We start from the raw sequence: 18,043 nt of genomic DNA, 5'->3' as shown, positions 1-18,043 counted from the left end.
TGGGACGAGAACCGGACGCGCGCAGCACGGGCCGAGAACCGGGCGCGGGCGCGGCAACCGCTCGGGGATGCCGCAGGTGCGGAGCCCGCGTCGAGCTGTCCACCGGCATCGCTCCGACCAGCGGGCGTGCGGCACCGCGATCGAGCGGCGGGCGGCCCGGGCGCGGCGGGCGGCCTGGGCGCGGCGCGCCGCCTAGGGAGTGCGGTGATCCGGGGTTTCGGGAGAGCGGGGCGTGGTCGTGCTCGGCTCGGCGAGGTGGGTGTCCATGGTGGAGTTCAGGTCGGCCATGAACGATTCGAACTGTTCCAGGAGCTGCGGCGGGTAGTGCGACATCGCGGTGTCGAGGCGTCGGGCGAGGGGGCCGAAGAACTCGTCCGCCCGTTCCTGGATGTGGCGGCCGCTGCGCAGGGTGATGATGCGCCGGTCGGGGTGCTCGCGGACGCGGGTGATGTGCCCTGCGGCTTCGAGGCGGTTCAGGAGCGCAGTGGTGGCGCCCGTGGACAGGGGGATGCGCTCGCTGAGGCGCGCCGGCGACAGGGGGGTGTCGCGCTCCTCGGCGGCGGCGATCTCCAGGACCGCGGTCGCGTCGGTGGAGTGCAGGCCCAGCCAGGCGGCGAAGCGCCGGCTGAGCTCGGCGTAGTGGCCGCCGTAGGTCCTCAGCGACTCCATCAACCGCTCACGCTGCGCCGCCACGCCGTCGAGCATCGCTTCCTCCATGGCCTCGCGCCTTTCCGTGCTGCTGTGCGGTCCGCGTCGGCGGCCTGCTTTGACAACCTACCGCCACCAATTTACCTTTATCGTAAAACTACTTCACCATGGAGGTATCTGGCGTGCGCGGCTCTTCCCCCATCACCGACGAGACCGCGGGGCCCTACCGCCGGCGATGGCTGATCCTGGTGGTGATGCTCGTCGCGGAGATCATGGATCTCCTGGACGCCTCGATCGTCAACGTCGCCGGTCCGGATCTGGAGCAGTCCCTCGGCGCCGGCTCCGTCGGCCTGCAGTGGGTGATCGGGGGCTACGCCCTCACCCTGGGAGCCGGGCTCGTGCTCGGCGGCCGGCTCGGCGACCGGTACGGCCGGCGCCGGATGTTCCTGATCGGTCTGGCCGCCTTCACCACCGCATCGCTGCTGTGCGCGCTGGCGCCGGACACCGGGTCGCTGATCGCCTTCCGGCTGCTCCAGGGCGCCGCCGGGGCGATGCTCCTGCCCCAGGGCCTGGGCCTGCTGCGGGAGAACTTCCCCGGCCCCGAGCTCACCAAGGTCTTCGGGATCTTCGGCCCCGTCCTCGGCCTCGGCGGCATCATCGGCCCGGTCCTCGGAGGATTCCTCATCGAGGGCGACTTCTTCGGCCTGGGCTGGCGCTCGGTGTTCCTCGTCAACCTCCCCATCGGCCTCGCGGCCCTCGCCGTCGCCGCGAAGTACGTCCCGAAGAAGCCGGGGGATCGCACCGTGGACGTCGACAAAGCCGGCGCGGCGCTGGTCGCCGTGTCCTGCGCGCTCCTCGTCCTGCCGCTGAACCAGGGGCAGGAGGACGGCTGGCCGCTGTGGACGTGGCTGTGCATGGCCGCCTCCGCCGCCGGGTTCGCCCTGTTCGCGCTGCACCAGCGCCGCACCGTCGCGGCGGGCCGCGAGCCGCTGATCATCCCCGCCCTGCTGCGCAAGCCCGCCTTCACCATCGGACTCGGCGGCATCGCCCTGTTCTTCGCCGGGCTCGTCGGCACCCAACTCGTCCTGACCCTCTACCTCCAGATCGGCCGGCACTTCACCGCCGGCGACGCGGGATTGGGCAACCTGCCGCTCGCCGTGGGCACGGCCATCGGTGGCGCGGTCAGCGGCGCCTTCCTCGCCGACAGGATCGGCCGCAAGGTCCTCCAGATCGGCCCGCTCGTCCAACTCGCCGGCGCGACCCTCCTCTGGTTCGAACTCGACGGCCTCACACCGGCCTCGTTCTCGATCCGGGACATCGCCCCCGGCATCGCCGTCTCCGGCATCGGCGCGGGCATGGTCATCGCCGCCCTGTTCAGCTTCGTCCTCGCCGCCGTGGACGACGCCGAGATCGGCTCCGCCTCCGGGTTCCTGTCCGCCGTCCAGTCCATCGGCGGCTCCGTCGGCGTCGCCGTCTTCGGCTCCGTCTTCTTCGCCCAGGCCGGGACCGGCGACTTCACCGCCGGCTTCCACCACGCCCTGACCATCCAGGCCTGCCTGCTGGCCGCATTCCTCGCCATCACCTTCCTGCTGCCCGAGCAGGGGCGCCCCGAGGAAGAACACCACGGCATCACCACCGACACTCCCGCCGACACCCCACAAGCCGCCGCGTGACCCCCGGCCCGCCCCGCCCGGGCGCTACGGCGCCGATACGCGTACCTGTCGCGAGGAACGCAGGACCGGCTTCAGTCCCTGTCGGGGGCGTGCAGCGCGAGGGTGAAGCTGAAGCGGTCGCCGCGGTAGAGGGTGCGGACCTGTTCGAGGGGGTGGCCCTCGGCGTCGCGGCTGCGGCGGTGGAGCAGCAGCATGGGCAGGGCGGGCGGGGTGCCGATGAGCAGGGCTTCGCGGGGGGTGGCGAGGACCGTCTCGATGCGTTCGTCGGCGCCGCCGAGCCGCACGCCGCACTCGCGCAGGTACCCGTAGAACGAGCCTTCGGGGTCGAACTCCCGCTCCAGGTGCGGGACTCGGGCAACAGGGACGTAGGTGGACTCCAGGCCGACGCGTTCCTCGTCGGCGCGCAGGACACGTTCCAGGTGCCAGAGCGGTTCACCTTCGGGGACGGCGAGGCGCTGGGCCATGGGCGGGTCGGCGGGGAGGCGGTCGAGGGTGATGAGGGTGCGGCCGGGGCGCAGGCCCTGGCGGGTGACGCCTTCGGTGTAGCTGGCGAGGGAGAGCGGCTGTTCGATCTTGGGGCCGGCGACGACGGTGCCGCGGCCCTGGCGGCGCAGGCGGCCTTCGAGGAGGAGGTCGCGCAGGGCCTGCCGGACGGTGGCGCGGGCGACGTGGTGGCGTTCGGCGAGGTCGGCTTCGGTGGGCAGGCGCCCGCCGGGACCCAATTCGGCGATGAGGTCTTCGAGTTGGGCCTTGACCAGGTAGTACTTGGGCACCCGGCCGTGGTCGGGGACGCCGGAGCGGGCGGGGGCGACGGGGGGCCGGGGGGTGCCGTGGTTCACCGCGTCACCTTATCGAGCGGTGGTCCGGCGCCATCGAGTGGCGGTTCGGCGCCCCCGAGGTCACGGAATGGTAACCGGTCTGGACTGAATTTCGGCGGTTGTTCATACAACCGTGGATCCGGGGAGGGCTCCTCCTCGCACGGGCGCCCCATCCTCGGTGCCGGTGCAACCGCACCGCGTCGCCCCCTAGTTGGGAGCCCTCGTGCGCATCCCCCGCTCCATCCGGACCGTCACCGCGGCCACCGCCGTAGCCGCCGTGCTGCTGCCGTCGGCGCCCGCCGGCGCCGCCCCCGCCGCTTCCGCCGTCGCAGCCGCCCCCGCCTACAAGGGCCTGCCGGACGGCACCAAGCAGGCCAAGACCCTGGTCATCGGCGTCGACGGCACCCGCTACGACAAGCTGGCGGCCGCCGACGCGCCCAACCTCAAGGCGCTGATGGCCGGCGGCATGACCGCCACCAGCAACCTGTACGCCAACCCGCTGGCGCCGACCCTGTCCGGGCCGGGCTGGTCGACCATCGCCACCGGCGTGTGGCCCGACAAGCACCAGGTCAAGGACAACGCGTTCACCGGCGCCCGGTTCGACCAGTACCCGGACTTCGCCAGCCGCCTGGAGGCCGCCGACCCGGCCGCCTCCACGCTGGTGATCGGCTCGTGGAACCCGATCACCGGCAACGTCTTCAACGGCAAGGCGGACCTGCGGATCGCCGAGAACGAGAACGACGCCAAGACCGCCTCCGACGCCGCCGACTACCTCGCCCACGGCAACCCGGACGCCGCCTTCCTGCACTTCGACGGGATCGACGAGGCCGGGCACGCCTCCGGCGGCGCCAGCGCCCAGTACGCGGCCGCCATCCACACCGTCGACGCGCTCGTCGGCCAGGTCGTGCAGTCCGTCAAGTCCCGCCCCACGTACGGCTCGGAGGACTGGCTGATCGTCGTCACCACCGACCACGGACACACCGACGCCGGCGGGCACGGCGGCAACAGCGCCAACGAGCGGCAGACCTTCGTGATCGCCGACGGCGCCGGCTACCCGGCCGGCTCCCGGCGCTACGACGTCAAGCCCGTGGACATCGCGCCCACCGTCCTCAAGCACGAGGGCGCGGCGATCGACCCCGCCTGGCGCCTGGACGGGCAGCCGATCGACGAGATCGCCCCGGACGCCTTCGACGCGCTGCGCCCCGCCCTACAGGGCCGGGCGGACGAGACGGGCATCCCGGCCGCGGTCCGGGGCTGGACGCACACGCCGCCCAGCGGCTGGAGCATCGACAACTCCCGGATGCCCAGCGGCGGGGTGACGGAGTGGCGCGGCTGGGCCTTCGCCACCGACGAGTTCTGGAGCGCCACCCAGCTCGGACAGGGCCGGGAGACCAACGTACGGGCCCGCAACGTCTTCGCGGTCGCCGACTCCGACGAGTGGGACGACAAGGCGCACGGCGCCGGCCAGTTCGACTCCACCCTGGTCAGCCCGGCCTACCCGGTCGCCGGCCTCGGCCGGGCCACGCTGTCCTTCGCGACGAACTACAAGGTCGACGGCCCGCAGACCGGCGACGTGTACGTGGTCTTCGACGACGGCGCCCCGCAGCTGGTGAAGTCCTACCGCGCCGACCTGAACACCGTCGAGCACCTGCCCGTCACCGTGCCGGCCGGCGCCACCACCGCGCGCCTGCAGTTCCGCTACACGGGCACCAACAGCGCCTTCTGGACGGTCGACCAGGTCTCCTTCGGCTCCTGACACCACCACCGGCCCCCGCCGCCCCGGCCCCCGGGGCGGCGGGAGGCGACGCCCACCATGCGGTACGGCGGCCTCCCGGAGCGGAGTTCGACTGTCAGACCAGGCAGAACTCGTTTCCTTCCGGGTCGGCCATCACCACATGATCGGGCCTGCCGTCCAACTCCTCCTCGCTGACCACGGTCGCGCCCGCAGCGGTCAACCGCTCCACCGCCTCGACCACGCGCGGCCATCGCACCTCCCACGGTGTCTCACGGCCGCCACCGACCTGGACGTCCACGTGCACCCGGTTCTTCACCGCCTTCGGCTCCGGCACCTTCAGGAAGGACATGGTGGGGCCCACCCCCTCGGGATCACAGAGGTACGCGCCGTCATCCCACTCGTCCTCCGGGATCCCGTAGTGGGAGAGCCATTCCTCCCAACTCCCGAATCCCACAGGTGCGGGCTTCTCCGCATAGCCCAGCGCCAGTGCCCAGAACTCAGCCAGCTTCGCCGGGTGCGCGCAGTCGATCGTCAAGCTCCACCTGGTCGCCATGCGGTCCTCCTCCGGTCGGATGCCGCGACGGTACCGCGCACCTCTGACACTCGCGGCCGGTGAGCCGTCCGGTGGCGGCCGGCGCCGTCAGGGCCCTCGGCGCGCGCCGGCCGGGCGGCCCCCCGACTGCCGGTACGGTACCGGCGTGACGGGAACTCAGGACGCCGTGCTGGTGGTGGTGCGCGGTCCGAGCGGGGCGGGCAAGTCGAGCGTCGCCGCGCGGCTGCGCGCCGCGTACGGACGGGGCGTGGCCGTCGTCGCCCAGGACGTGCTCCGGCGCACCGTCCTGCGCGAACGCGACCTCCCGGGCGGGGCGAACATCGGCCTCATCGACCTGGTCGCCCGGCACGCCCTCGACCACGGCTTCCACACCGTCGTCGAGGGCATCCTCGCCGCCGAGCGCTACGGCCCGATGCTCGCCCGGCTCGCCGCCGACCACCGCGGCCGCAGCCACCTGTACTACCTCGACGCCGACTTCGACGAGACCGTGCGCCGCCACGCCACCCGCCCCCAGGCCGGCGAGTTCTCCCCCGAGGACATGGCCGGCTGGTACCAGCCCCACGACCTCCTGCCCGGCGGCCTCGAACGCGTCGTTCCGCAGCACAGCACCCTCGACGAGACCGTCGAGCGGATCCTCGCCGACACCCGTCTCACCCCGCCATTTCGCCACCGGTGAGCGGCGCTACGACAGCTGAGCCCGTCCCCCGCAGGAGGCCGGGGGTACGGAACGGCCCCGCCCTACCGGCGGTGGCGGCCGGTAAGTGGTCGGCGCAGCCGGCGCCGCTGACGTAACGCGCGGGGCGCGGGCGCGGTTGCCTACGCCATGATCACGATCACGTGAATCTTGTCGAAACAAGATCATTATTTGATGATCCTTTGGCGTCATTTGACCCCATCTTTGATCTTGCCGCCCACTCCTATGCTCCGAGAGCGCCGTCGAGCGACGGTGTCTCAAGGAGTCGATATGAACAGACGGATGACCACACGACGCAGACCCGGCAGGCCCGTTGGCATGCGGGCGGTGAGCGGGTCGCTGGCCCTCGCCGTGGCGGTGTCGCTGCTGGCCGGGTCCGAGACGGCCCTCGCCGCGTCACCGAGCGCGGCGGCGAAGGCGGGCAGGGGAGCCGGGCAGTGGGCCACGTCCGCCGCCGACGTGCCGTCGGCGAGGGTCGCCGCCCGGCTGTCCGGGCAGCGGGTGGAGGCGCTCTCCGAGCGTACGGAGACGTCGACGACGTGGGTGAACAAGGACGGTTCGCTCACCACCGAGCTGTTCGCGGGCCCGGTCCGCTTCCAGCGCGACGGCCAGTGGGTGGACGTCGACCTCGGCCTCCAGGCGGGCGCGGACGGGTCGGTGGCGCCGAAGGCCCACCCGAACGCGCTGCGGCTCGCCGGTGCCGGCGGCACCCGGGCGAAGTCGCTGCTCCACGCGCAGGCGGCGGCCGCGGACGACGCCCGCACCCTGGTGACCCTCGGACAGGGCGACCAGCAGGTCGAGCTCCAGTGGCGCGGCGGCCTGCCCAAGCCCGCCCTGGACGGCACGAAGGCCACCTACCGGGACGCGATCGCGGACGGCGCGGCCGACCTGGTCGTGGAGGCCACCCGGACCGGCTTCGAGCAGTACACGGTGCTCAAGCAGCGCCCGAGCGCCGCCGGGTTCTCGTACACGATGCCGCTGAAGGCCGACGGCCTGAAGGCCGAGGTCCAGCCGGACGGCGGCGTGCTGTTCACCGACAAGCGCACCGGCGAGCGGCGGGCCGTGCTCCCGGCGCCGGTGATGTGGGACGCGACGGCCGTCGCCGAGGGCTCCGGCGAGCACGCCCGGCAGGCGAAGGTCGGTCTGAAGGTCGTTCAGCGCGGCGACGGCATCGACCTGGTGTTCACGCCGGACGCCGCGTTCCTCGCGGACCCGAGGACGCAGTACCCGGTGACGGTCGACCCCTCCACCACGGCCCTCGGCAACGTCTTCGACACCCGGGTGCAGCAGGGCGAGACGGTCGACTGGTCGACCGACACCGAGATCTACTGGGGCAACTCCGGCACCAAGAACGCGGACGGCTCCTCCCGCCAGGCCCGGTCGTTCATCAACTGGAACACCGCGCCGATCGCGGACGCGCTGATCACCAACGCCAGCCTGTCGCTGTACAACTTCCACTCCGGCAACAGCGACTGCCAGCCCTACGCGTGGGACATCTGGGACACCGGCCTCGCCTCGACCGCCTCACGCTGGACGGCGCAGCCCTCCTGGAACGCCAAGAAGGCCACCGGCACCGAGACCAAGGGCCGGGACGCCTGCGGCGGCGACGGCTGGATCACCGCGGACGTCACCAACCTGGTGCAGACCTGGACGTCGGCGAAGAACACCACCTCGGGCATGGGGCTGCGCGCCCCGGACGAGACCAACACCAAGTACTGGAAGGAGGTGAACTCCGCCAACGCCGCGACCAACGTCCCGAAGCTGACGGTGACGTACAACTACCGCCCCCGGACCGGGACGGACCAGCAGGCCGGCTCCCCGTTCTACAAGGACGCCGCCGGCACCTGGTGGGTCAACTCCACCACCCCGACGCTGCGCGACACCTTCGTCGACCCGAACAACGACAAGGTCGACGGCACCTTCCAGATCTTCGACGCCGCCACCGACACCCAGGTGGGCAACGTCCTGGTCTCCCCGTACGTGCCGAGCGGGGCCCCGGCCTCCGTCAAGGTCCCGGCCGGTGTGCTGGCCAACGGCAGGACGTACAAGTTCCGCACCTCCCCGTACGACGGGCTGCACTACAACAACAACTGGTCGGCGTGGGCCACCTTCACGGTCGACACCTCCGCCCCCTCGGCGCCCGCCGCGCTCTCCTCCTCCGACTACCCGTCGGGCCAGTGGGTCAAGGGCCCCGGCCAGGCCGGTTCCTTCACCGCGACCCCGCCGGCCGGTGACCAGAACGCCCTGGAGTGGACGCTCGACGGCGCGACCTGGACCAAGGTCGCGACGAACGGCTCCACCGCGCCGGTGACCTTCACCGTGACCCCGGCCAAGGCCGGTACCAACACCCTTCAGGTGCGGGCGGTGGACCGGGCGGAGAACAAGTCCGAGGCCCGTACCCACACCTTCCAGGTCGGCGCGGGCGGTGTCACCTCGCCGAACGACGGCACCCGCACCGCGGCGCGCCTGCCGCTCACCGCCGAGGCCGACGCCGCCCGGTACGACCAGGTGGCCTTCTCCTGGCGGCGCTCCGACGCCGACGCCTGGACGCGGATCCCCGCCGGCGACATCACCAACGGCGGTGCCGCACTGGCGGCCTGGCCCGTGCCCCTCGCCGCGGGCAAGAGCCCGGCGCTCACCTGGAACGCCACCTCCACGGTGACCCCGGACGGCACCGTCCAGCTCCGCGCGGACTTCACCGGGCCCGGCGCCGCGGCCGTCTCCTCCGAGCCGGTGCGGGTCGTCGTCGACCGCAAGGCCGACGGCGCGGCGACGGAGAACGTCGGCCCGGGTGCGCTGAACCTGCTCACCGGCGACCTCAGGGTCCCGGCCACCGACGTGTCGCTGTTCGGCATGACGGTCGGCCGCACGCACTCCTCGCGTGACCCGCGGGCCGCCGCCGGCCAGGACGGCCAGGCGGCGGTCTTCGGCCCCAACTGGGTGTCCAGCGTGTCGTCGAGCCTGTCCGCCTCGGAGTACACGGAGATCCGCAGGACCTCCGGCACCTCGCTCAGCGTGATGGCCGCCGACGGCTCCGCCGTCTCCTTCACCTCGAACGCGGCCGGCAACGGCTGGGCGCCCGAACCGGGCAGCGAGGACCTCACCCTGAGCGGCTCCTTCGGCGCCGACTTCACGCTCTCCGGCACCGAGGGCACCGTCACCACCTTCGCCAAGGCCGATCCGGCCGCCGCCACCTGGACGGTGACCTCCACGCTCCAGGGCGGGCTGGCCAACACCACCACCAGCGTGGTGTCGGAGACGACCGTGGTCGGCGGCAAGACGCTGGCCCGGCCGAAGCTCGTCATCGCGCCGACCTCCGCGGCCACCCCGGCGGTGTGCGCGGCGAACGTCGCCGCCAAGGGCTGCCGCGTCCTGCAGTTCGTCTACGCCACCGCGACCACCGCCACCGGCGTCACCACCGGCACCGAGTTCGGTGACGTCGCCGGGCAGGTCAGCGCGATCAGGCTCTGGAGCACCGCGCCCGGGGCCGCCGCGGCCACCGCCACCGACGTCGCCGTCTACCGCTACGACTCGGCCGGGCGGCTGCGCCAGACCTGGGACCCGCGGCTCGGCCAGAGCAGCCAGAACCAGTACGCCTACTACACCCAGGGCGCCGACGACGGCCTGCTCTCCTCCGTCCAGCTCAGCGGCACCCTCGCCACCTCGCTGGCGTACGGCACCGTCACCGCCAACCCGGCCGCGGGCCCGGGCATGCTGACGAAGACCTGGCACGACACCCTCGCCCCCGGCACCACGGGCACCGTGAACGGCACCGCCACCACCACCGTCGTCTACGGCGTCCCGCTCTCCGGCGCGAAGGCACCGGAGGACCTCTCCGCGCCCGCCGCCTCCGCGTGGGGCCAGAGCGACCTGCCGACCGACGCCACCGCGGTGTTCCCGCCGGACCAGGCCCCCGCCTCCAACAACGGCACCGACCTCGGCGCCGGCGACTACACCAGGGCGAGCGTCACCTACCTGAACGCCTCCGGCCGCCAGGTCAACCAGGCCACCCCGGGCCACCACGTCACCACCACCGAGTACGACAACCAGGGCCACCAGGTCCGCAGCCTGACCGCGGGCAACCGCGAGCTCGCCCTCGGGGCCACCCCCGCGGCCAAGGCCGAACTGGCCGACCTCGGCATCGACACCCTGCCCTCCGCCGAGCGCGCCCGGCTCCTGTCGAGCAGCAGCGCCTACAGCGCGGACGGCCAGCAGGAGACCGACGTCTACGACCCGCTCCACCGCATCACCCTCGCCGCCGACGCCACCTCCGGTGCGACGGTCCTGGCGAAGGCCGGCACCCAACTGCCCGCCCGCCAGCACACCGTGAAGACCTACGACGAGGGCCGGCCGACCGACGGCACCGCCAAGATCAAGAACCAGATCACCCTCACCACCACCGGCGCCCGGCTCCGCGCCTGGCCCGACCTGCTGGTCGACGCCCGCCAGGACCGGACCACGTACAACTGGGCGCTCGGCGTGCCCACCGCGCAGATCAAGGACAGCGGCGGCCTCGCCCTGACCACCACCACCGGCTACGACGGCCAGGGCCGGGTCGTCTCGACCCAGCAGCCGGCCTCCACCGGCTCCGACGCGGCGGCCGGCTGGACCACCTACTACACCGCCGGCGGCACCGGCACCTGTGGCAACCGCCCCGAGTGGGCCGACCTCGTCTGCCAGACCGGGCCCGCCGCGGCCATCACCGGCGGCGGCGCCAACCCGGCACAACTGCCCACCAGGACAACCCAGTACGGGCAGTTCGGCCAGGTCACCCGCACCACCGAGACGGCCAACGGCGTCACCCGCACCACCGTGACCGACACCGACACGGCGGGGCGCCCCACCACCGTCACCGTCACCGACGGCCTCGGTACCCCGGCCCCCGCCGCCACCACCACGTACCACCCGGGCACCGGCGCCGTCACCCGCCAGACCTCCGCCACCGGCGGCACCATCACCAAGGGCTACGACGAACTCGGCCGCCTGATCTCCTACACCGACGCCGACGGCGCCGTCACCACCACGGAGTACGACGCCCTCAACCGCCCCACCAAGGTCACCGACACCTCCCCCTCCACCACCACCTACACCTACGACACCGCCGTCGACCCGCGCGGCCTGGCGACCTCGGTGACGGACTCCGTCGCCGGCACCCTCACCGCCCGCTACGACGCCGACGGCACGCCGCTCACCCAGGGCCTGCCCGGCGGCTACACCCGGACCGACGACAAGGACCCGGCCGGCACCATCACCGGCCGCACCTACACCCGCGACAGCGACGGCCTCGTGCTGGTCTCCGACGGCATCACCGAGACCATCCACGGCCAGCGGGCCACCCACACCGGCACCCCCGGCGTCACCGCGGCCCAGATCTACGCCTACGACCGGGCCGGCCGGCTCCTCCAGGTCCAGGACACCTCGACCGACGCCGTCTGCACCACCCGCACCTACACCTTCGACCGCAACACCAACCGCACCGCGCTGGCCACCGCCGACGCCGCCCGCGGCCAGACCTGCACCACCACCGGGGGCACCGGCCAGACCAGCACCTACGACACCGCCGACCGCCTGGTGAACCCCGGCTACACCTACGACGCGTTCGGCCGCACCACCGCACTGCCCGGCAGCACCGTCGCGTACTACAACACCGACCTGGTGCAGCAGCAGACCAGCGGCACCAACCGGCAGAGCTGGACCCTCGACTCGGCCCAGCGCTTCCGCGCCTGGACCACCGAGGCCAACACCGCCGGCGCCTGGGCCCAGACCGGTCTGCGGACCAACCACTACGGCTCCGACACCGACAGCCCCCGCTGGATCACCGAGGACTCCGCGGGCACCCTGACCCGCAACGTCACCGGCCCCGCCGGCACCCTCGCCGCCACCACCGCGAAGACCGGCGGCACTGTCCTGCAACTCGCCAACCTGCACGGCGACATCACCCTGCGGCTGCCGCTGGACACCGCCGTCGCGCCCACCGTCCTCGACTACGACGAGTACGGCCAGCCGCGCACCGGCCAGCCCGGCACCCGCTACGCCTGGCTCGGCGACAAGCAGCGCTCCGACGAGACCCCGAGCGCCCTCACCCTCATGGGAGCGCGCCTCTACAACCCGGCCGCCGGCCGCTTCCTCTCCCCCGACCCGGTCCAGGGAGCGAGCGCCAACGCCTACGACTACTGCAACGCCGACCCGGTCAACTGCACCGACCTCAACGGCCGGATGCCCGGCTGGCTGAAGGCCGCGCTCAAGGCCGCCGTCGCCCGTGCCGTCCAACTGTCCGTCACCGCGGCCGTGGCCGCCTGGATCCCCTTCCTGGCACCCTGGGCGCTCCACATCGGCAACTGCGCCGGCGGCGCCTGCGCCGGTGTACTGTTCGGGAGCGGCGGCTGGAAGCAGCGCATCGTCTGGGCCGTCGCCGGCTGCCTCGCGGGTTTCGTCTTCGACCGCGGCGTCTCCCAGCGGATCGTCGACAAGGTGATCGGCGTGGTCAGGAGGTTCGTGTGACATCCACGGAGTCGGCGGAGTCGGCGGAGGAACCGGCAGCGCGCCGGGTGAGCCCGCTGCGCCTCGCCGCGACCAACGGGGCCTGGCTCGCGCCGTCCTTCCTCGCCGCCTACCTGCTCGCCGACCGCCTCACCGCCGACGCCACCACCCGCACCTGGTGCACCCTGCTCCTCGCACCGGTGATCGGCCTGGCCCTGCGTGCCGCGGCCACCCTCGTGGCCCGCCGCCGACGGGCGCGGACCAGCCAGCGATAGCCCGACGCACACCCCCGCAACAGGCCGACCCGCTGGCGCCACCGGCGGGTCGGCCTGTTCCGTGCTCGTTCCGTGCTCGTTCCGTGCCAGCGGGGCACACCGATGGTCACGAGGCAGACGGGGCGGCCGATGGCGAAGGCCGAGGCCAACGGCCTCGGCCTTTCGGCCGCCCGACGCCGAACGGCGCGCCGGGCGGTCAGCCCACCGCGGGCCGCGTACGACGCGCGGCGCGGGCAGGCACCTCCACCACGGTGAACCAGACCAGGACCGCGCACAGGAAGGCCGCCGCCGCGAAGACCAGCGGTCCCGTGACGGAGTCGTCCCGCGCGCCGGCGGCGAGCGCGGCCGCCGCCGACAGGACGAGGGCGACGGCCGCCAGCGCACGAGGGCTGCGCGCGACGCCCGGTGCGGCGGAGGACGGCAGCAGCCAGAGCGCGAGACCGTAACAGGCGCAGCCCAGCAGCGCGGCCCCCAGCACGTCGCTGGGCCGGTGGTGGTAGAGCGCCTGCACGGCGCCGGCGGTGACGGTGAGCCACAGCATGCCGACCGCGGTGACGTAGGGGCGCAGGCGCGGGGAGGCGACGAGGGCGGCGCCGAGGACCAGCCCGATGGGGACGGCCGCGTGCCCGCTGGGGAAGCTCACCTCGGTGAGCATGTCGGGCGCGTTCACCAGGTCGGGGCGGGGCAGGAGCATCTTGCTGCACACCTCGGTGCCCCCGAACGTGCCCAGGACGACCCCGATCGCCGCGCAGCCCTGCCACCAGCACCGCCGCACCAGCGCGACGACCACGATCACGGCCATCCCCACGACCAGGGTGGGAAGGGCCGTGAACTCCAGCGGCGGCATGGCCGCCGAGTCGTAGACCGACCCCGACCAGTCGTAGATCCACGCCGGTTCGCCGCCGTTCCCGTTCATCAGGGAGTTCTCCCCCCGCTGCCCGAACGGGGTCCAGACGGCGAGCAGGTAGACCGCCACGAACCCCAGAGCGCACAGCAGAGCCGGCAGCCACGGCCGTATCGACCGCGAAGGGCCCCCTCCGGCCGGGGTTCCCGGGGCCCGGCCGGGAGCGTCCGGCCCGGGTGCGGACAGGGCCGGGTGATCTTGCTGAGTCATCACTGTCTTTCTGCTCGCAGCTCTGGGAACCGCGAGCCCTGGTCGTAGACGACTTGGTTTGAACGGGGACGCCGACGACGACGTCACGGTTCCCGTCCCGACTCGGACCCGACACCGGACCCGGGCCCGGACCCGGACTGAGGACATCGCCGTCGGCTCCTGCGGCGTCATGCCGGGTGGATGAGGCGGCTCTCGTAGGCGAAGACCACGGCTTGTATCCGGTCGCGGAGTTCGAGCTTGTGCAGGATTCGCCCCAGATGGGATTTCACGGTCGCCTCCGCGAGGAACAGGGCGGCCGCGATCTCGGTGTTGGACAGGCCGCAGCCCACCTGGACGAGCACCTCGCGTTCACGGGCGCTGAGCCGGCTCAGCCGATGGTCGGGGCCGGCGCTGCCGCCGTCGGGGATGTGCGGGCGCAGGTGCTCCAGCAGGAGGCGGGTGATCCGCGGGGACACCACCGCGTCGCCCGCGGCGACGCTGCGTATCGCGGTGAGCAGTTCCTCGGGCCTGGTGTTCTTCAGCAGGAAGCCCGAGGCTCCGGCGCTGAGTCCGGCGAAGGCGTATTCATCCAGGTCGAAGGTGGTGAGGATCAGCACTCTGCTGTGCGGGGAGGCCCGGATGACCTGCCGGGTCGCCTCGATCCCGTCGATGCCGGGCATCCGGACGTCCATGAGGACGACATCGGGGCGCAGTTCCCGGGCGAGGCGGATGGCCTGGGCGCCGTCCGCGGCTTCGCCGACCGGTGTCATGTCGGGCTGGCCCTCCAGGACCGTGCTGAAGGCCATCCGGAGCAGTGCTTCGTCGTCGGCGATCAGGATGCGGATCGTCATGCGGACGCCGCTCCGCCGCTGTCGAGGAGGAGACGGGTGTGGACTCCCCAGCCGCCACCCGGAAGCGGTCCGGCCCGCAACGTCCCCCCGTAGGCGGCCGCGCGCTCGCGCATGCCGGGGATGCCGTGGCCGGACGGTGTGGCGCCGGGAAGCGGCGGGCGGGGGCCGCTGTCGGTGACGTCCACGGTGACGGTCCCGGTCGAGCACCGTAGCCGGACCTTCGCGCGTGTGCCGGTGGGTGTGTGCTTGAGGGTGTTGGTCAAGGCTTCCTGTACCAGGCGGTAGACGGTCAGTTGTGCGGTGGCGGGTATGTGGGTGCGGCCGCCCTGGACCTCGATGCGGGTCGGCAGCCCGGCGGCGCACATCTGGTCGGCGAGGGCCTCCAGTTGGGCGATGCCGGGCAACGGGTGGCGTTCCGCGTCCGGTTCGTCGGTCCGCAGGATGCCCAACGAGCGCCGCATGTCGGTCAGGGCCTGCCGGCCCGTCTCGGAGATCTGGAGCATCGCGGTGGTCGCCTTGTCGGGCGACCGGTGCTGCGCGTAGACGGCGGCGTCGGTGAGCGCGACCATGACGGACAGGTTGTGGGTGACGATGTCGTGCATCTCCCGGGTGATACGTGTCCTCTCCTCGGCGACGGCCAGTCGCGCCTGCTGTTCCTGTTGCTGCTCCAGGCGTGCGGCCCGTTCCTCCAGGGCCGCGAGGTAGGCGCGCGTGGTCCGCACGTTCACACCCAGGACGGCGGCGGCGACGACCATCGCGGTGACCGCGACGAAGGGGGTCAGGAACGCGCCTTCCGTCGCCCAGCGCAGGCAGGCCAGCAGGGCCCCCGCCTCCACGACGGCACCGGTGACGAGCGTGCCGCGCCGGCCCGAGTTCGCGGCTGCCGTGTAGAGGGCCACCAGCAGGCAGACGTCCGCCGGAAGTTGGACGTCCGTCAGCCACTGGACGAAGGCCGCGGCTGCCACGACGCCGAACACCGTGAGCGGGGCCCTGCGCCGCCACACCAGGGGCAGTGCGAGGGCGGCGGTGAGGGCGACGGCCACCGGCAGCTCGTGCGGTGCCCGGGTGGTGATGATGTTGAGCAGGAGAAGCGTCGGCAGCAGCGAGTCCCACGCCACGGGCGGCAGCCGGGAGGACCGGCGCCCGGCGGCTGTCACCAGTCGCGCCGCTCGTGCGGAGGCCAGGTCGGCGTACCTCGTCAGCCGTGAGGTCGTCCCCGCCCACCGCACCCGCGTCAGCACCCACACCCTGCCCCGGCCCCGGTGGGCATTGCCGGGTTCCGCGGCCGCCTCGGTCATCGCACGTCCCTGTCGATTCGGCGTCATGGTGGCCCCGGCCGGGGCTGCCACCGCGTGCAGCCGGATCCGAGTGGAGTACGGGAACGTACGCCTCGCGCTGCCCGGCACGTACCGCGGCCCTGTCACGGTAGGCGGCGGGCCCCATGGAGCACATGAGTCCACCGTCTGATGGCACCGTGCCCGGGTACGACCGCAGGAGGAGTCCCGCTACCTCCCGTGGTCGTAGGGCGGCCGCCGATCCGGCGTGCCCGATTGCCACTCCGGTCGCACCGGGACCTGCCGCGGATTGCGACCCCGGTGGCACCCGACGGCGACCCGGGATCGATGTGGCAGCGCGTGCCCGGCGCCGAACATGGCCTGGTGACCGAGATCATCACGGGGCTGTACATGTCCCCCCTGGAAATCCTTGTCCTGCTGGGCGCCGTCGCACTGGTGGTGGCGCGCTGGCTTCCCCCCTCCGCCCGCCCACGCGTCACGATCGCGGCGGGGGCGGTTCTCGTGCTGTCCGCGATCCTGCTGAGCGTGGCGGGGATCCGCTGGCAGATGCTGCCGGTACTGGCAGGCGCTGCCTTCGCGTCGCCGTTCGCCCTCTCCCCCCTGCTGCGACCGCTTCGACGCCGTCCCGGCCGGCCGGCGTGGCGGGCCCGCTGGTGGCTGGCGTTGCCGGGATCGGTGGCCTGTGTCGGCCTGATCGCCACGGGCCCGGTGGCCGCCTGGGCCCTTCCCGTACCCGAGTTCCCCCAACCGTCGGGCGACTTCGCGGTCGGCACCCGCGTGGTCCAGTGGACCGACCCGCACCGCCCCGAGACCTTCACCGCCGATCCGGACGACCGGCGCACGGTCGTGGTCCAGCTCTGGTACCCCGCGCAGAAGAGCCCCGCCGGCGCGCAGCGGGCCCAGTACCTCGGACGTACGGAGCACGAGGCGCGCACCGTCTCCGACGCCCTCGCCCGCCAGGTCGGCCTGCCGGGTTTCCTGGTCGACGGTGTTCCGCGTGCCCACACCCATGCGGTCTTCGACGCCCCGGTGGACGGCGGGCGGGGGCGGTTCCCCGTCGTCCTGTTCTCTCCCGGGTCGGGCGGAGTGCGCACCCAGAACACCGCCTGGGCGGAGGAACTGGCCAGCCACGGCTACGTGGTCGCCGCCCTCGACCACCCGTACGACTCCGCCGCCGTCGTCCTCTCCGACGGCCGGACGATCACCACCGAGACCTCCTCCACCGGCGACCCGGACCAGGACGAGAAACTGGCGGCCGACTGGACGGCGATTCGGGCCGCCGACCTCGGCTTCGTCCTCACCCAACTGGACGGCCTGGACCGGGGTGAGGCCGCCGACCCGCTGAGCGGACACCTGGACACCGGCCGGGCCGCGGTGGCCGGACACTCCATGGGCGGCGCCGCCGCCCTCCAGGCAGCCCGGCAGGACCGCCGCTTCCACGCCGTCATCGATCTGGACGGCTACCCCCACGGCCCCGCCTCCCCCTCCCTCGACCAGCCGACGCTCGCGCTCACCCAGGCCATCACCCCGGCAACCGACCCGCGCTACCTGCCCCGCCTCACCGAGGCGCTCAAGTCCAGCACCGCGACGAGCTACCGGCTCACCATCCCCGGCGCCGCGCATCTCACGTTCATGGACGGCCCCCTGTATCTGCCGCCCGTGCCCTCGATAGTCGGCTCCCTGGGCCGCACGGAGAGCCCGCGCGTCGTCGCCGCGGCCACCCTCGCCTTCCTGGACGCCACTCTGCGAGGCAAACCCGGCGACCTGGCCGGCGTTCTGCCGGCCTACGGCAACCTCAGCGTCCACCGCCCGGACAGCAGCGGCTGACCAACTGTTCCGGGGCACGTACGCCTGCCGGACGAGGACGACGGGATCATCGGCCGGACGGTCGCGCCCGAAACCGCTGGTAGGCGGCCCCGCGTCGTTGT

At 73.0% G+C, this 18,043-nt stretch carries 12 protein-coding genes; 6 read left to right on the top strand and 6 right to left on the bottom strand.

Annotated elements, in window-relative coordinates; all coding sequences use genetic code 11:
- Positions 1 to 192: 192 nt before the first annotated feature.
- Positions 193 to 717, bottom strand: a complete 525-nt coding sequence (locus ACIOGZ_RS25180) for a MarR family transcriptional regulator (RefSeq protein ID WP_363586204.1) — start codon at positions 715 to 717, stop codon at positions 193 to 195.
- 98 nt (positions 718 to 815) lie between these two features.
- Between ACIOGZ_RS25180 and ACIOGZ_RS25175 the strand changes: the two genes are divergently transcribed.
- Positions 816 to 2,321: an MFS transporter gene (locus tag ACIOGZ_RS25175; protein ID WP_363586203.1), complete on the top strand. Its 1,506-nt coding sequence runs from the start codon at positions 816 to 818 to the stop codon at positions 2,319 to 2,321.
- Between the two features lie 71 nt (positions 2,322 to 2,392).
- Here the strand turns inward: ACIOGZ_RS25175 and ACIOGZ_RS25170 are convergent, their stop codons facing one another.
- Positions 2,393 to 3,160 carry a GntR family transcriptional regulator gene (locus ACIOGZ_RS25170; RefSeq protein WP_063352162.1) on the bottom strand — a complete coding sequence of 256 codons (768 nt, stop codon included), beginning with the start codon at positions 3,158 to 3,160 and terminating at the stop codon, positions 2,393 to 2,395.
- Between the two features lie 202 nt (positions 3,161 to 3,362).
- Here ACIOGZ_RS25170 and ACIOGZ_RS25165 point away from each other — a divergent pair, with 202 nt between their 5' ends.
- Entirely contained in the window at positions 3,363 to 4,895 is a 1,533-nt protein-coding gene (locus tag ACIOGZ_RS25165; protein WP_363631834.1) for an alkaline phosphatase family protein, read from the top strand.
- 94 nt (positions 4,896 to 4,989) lie between these two features.
- Here the strand turns inward: ACIOGZ_RS25165 and ACIOGZ_RS25160 are convergent, their stop codons facing one another.
- A complete protein-coding gene (locus tag ACIOGZ_RS25160; protein ID WP_363586200.1) occupies positions 4,990 to 5,427 on the bottom strand; it encodes a VOC family protein in 438 nt (145 codons plus the stop codon).
- 145 nt (positions 5,428 to 5,572) lie between these two features.
- Here ACIOGZ_RS25160 and ACIOGZ_RS25155 point away from each other — a divergent pair, with 145 nt between their 5' ends.
- From ACIOGZ_RS25155 to ACIOGZ_RS25145, 3 genes are all read left to right on the top strand, one after another.
- Positions 5,573 to 6,103, top strand: a complete 531-nt coding sequence (locus ACIOGZ_RS25155; RefSeq protein WP_400987381.1) for an AAA family ATPase — start codon at positions 5,573 to 5,575, stop codon at positions 6,101 to 6,103.
- Between the two features lie 300 nt (positions 6,104 to 6,403).
- The gene (locus ACIOGZ_RS25150; protein WP_400987379.1) at positions 6,404 to 12,622 is read left to right on the top strand and encodes a DNRLRE domain-containing protein; all 6,219 of its coding nucleotides are present in this window, start codon (positions 6,404 to 6,406) and stop codon (positions 12,620 to 12,622) included.
- A complete protein-coding gene (locus ACIOGZ_RS25145) occupies positions 12,619 to 12,876 on the top strand; it encodes a hypothetical protein (protein ID WP_400987377.1) in 258 nt (85 codons plus the stop codon). Before ACIOGZ_RS25150 ends, ACIOGZ_RS25145 begins: the two co-directional genes overlap by 4 nt.
- Before the next feature lie 196 nt (positions 12,877 to 13,072).
- Here the strand turns inward: ACIOGZ_RS25145 and ACIOGZ_RS25140 are convergent, their stop codons facing one another.
- From ACIOGZ_RS25140 to ACIOGZ_RS25130, 3 genes are all read right to left on the bottom strand, one after another.
- On the bottom strand, positions 13,073 to 13,990 hold the full coding sequence (locus ACIOGZ_RS25140) for a phosphatase PAP2 family protein (protein ID WP_400987375.1): 918 nt from the start codon (positions 13,988 to 13,990) through the stop codon (positions 13,073 to 13,075).
- A gap of 167 nt (positions 13,991 to 14,157) precedes the next feature.
- A complete protein-coding gene (locus ACIOGZ_RS25135) occupies positions 14,158 to 14,820 on the bottom strand; it encodes a response regulator transcription factor (RefSeq protein ID WP_363586194.1) in 663 nt (220 codons plus the stop codon).
- Positions 14,817 to 16,118, bottom strand: coding sequence for a sensor histidine kinase (locus ACIOGZ_RS25130; RefSeq protein WP_400987373.1), 1,302 nt, complete (start codon positions 16,116 to 16,118; stop codon positions 14,817 to 14,819). The genes ACIOGZ_RS25135 and ACIOGZ_RS25130 overlap by 4 nt, the downstream gene beginning before the upstream one ends.
- A 324-nt stretch (positions 16,119 to 16,442) precedes the next feature.
- On the opposite strand from ACIOGZ_RS25130, the gene ACIOGZ_RS25125 reads away from it, so the two are divergent.
- Complete coding sequence (locus ACIOGZ_RS25125) at positions 16,443 to 17,942, top strand: alpha/beta hydrolase family protein (RefSeq protein WP_400987414.1); 1,500 nt, start codon at positions 16,443 to 16,445, stop codon at positions 17,940 to 17,942.
- The last annotated feature ends 101 nt before the right edge of the window (positions 17,943 to 18,043 follow it).

It is taken from the genome of Kitasatospora sp. NPDC088160 (assembly GCF_044741445.1).
Lineage (GTDB): Bacteria > Actinomycetota > Actinomycetes > Streptomycetales > Streptomycetaceae > Kitasatospora.
Note: the sequence above shows the minus strand (reverse complement) of the source record. Positions and strands in the feature narration are given on the sequence as shown.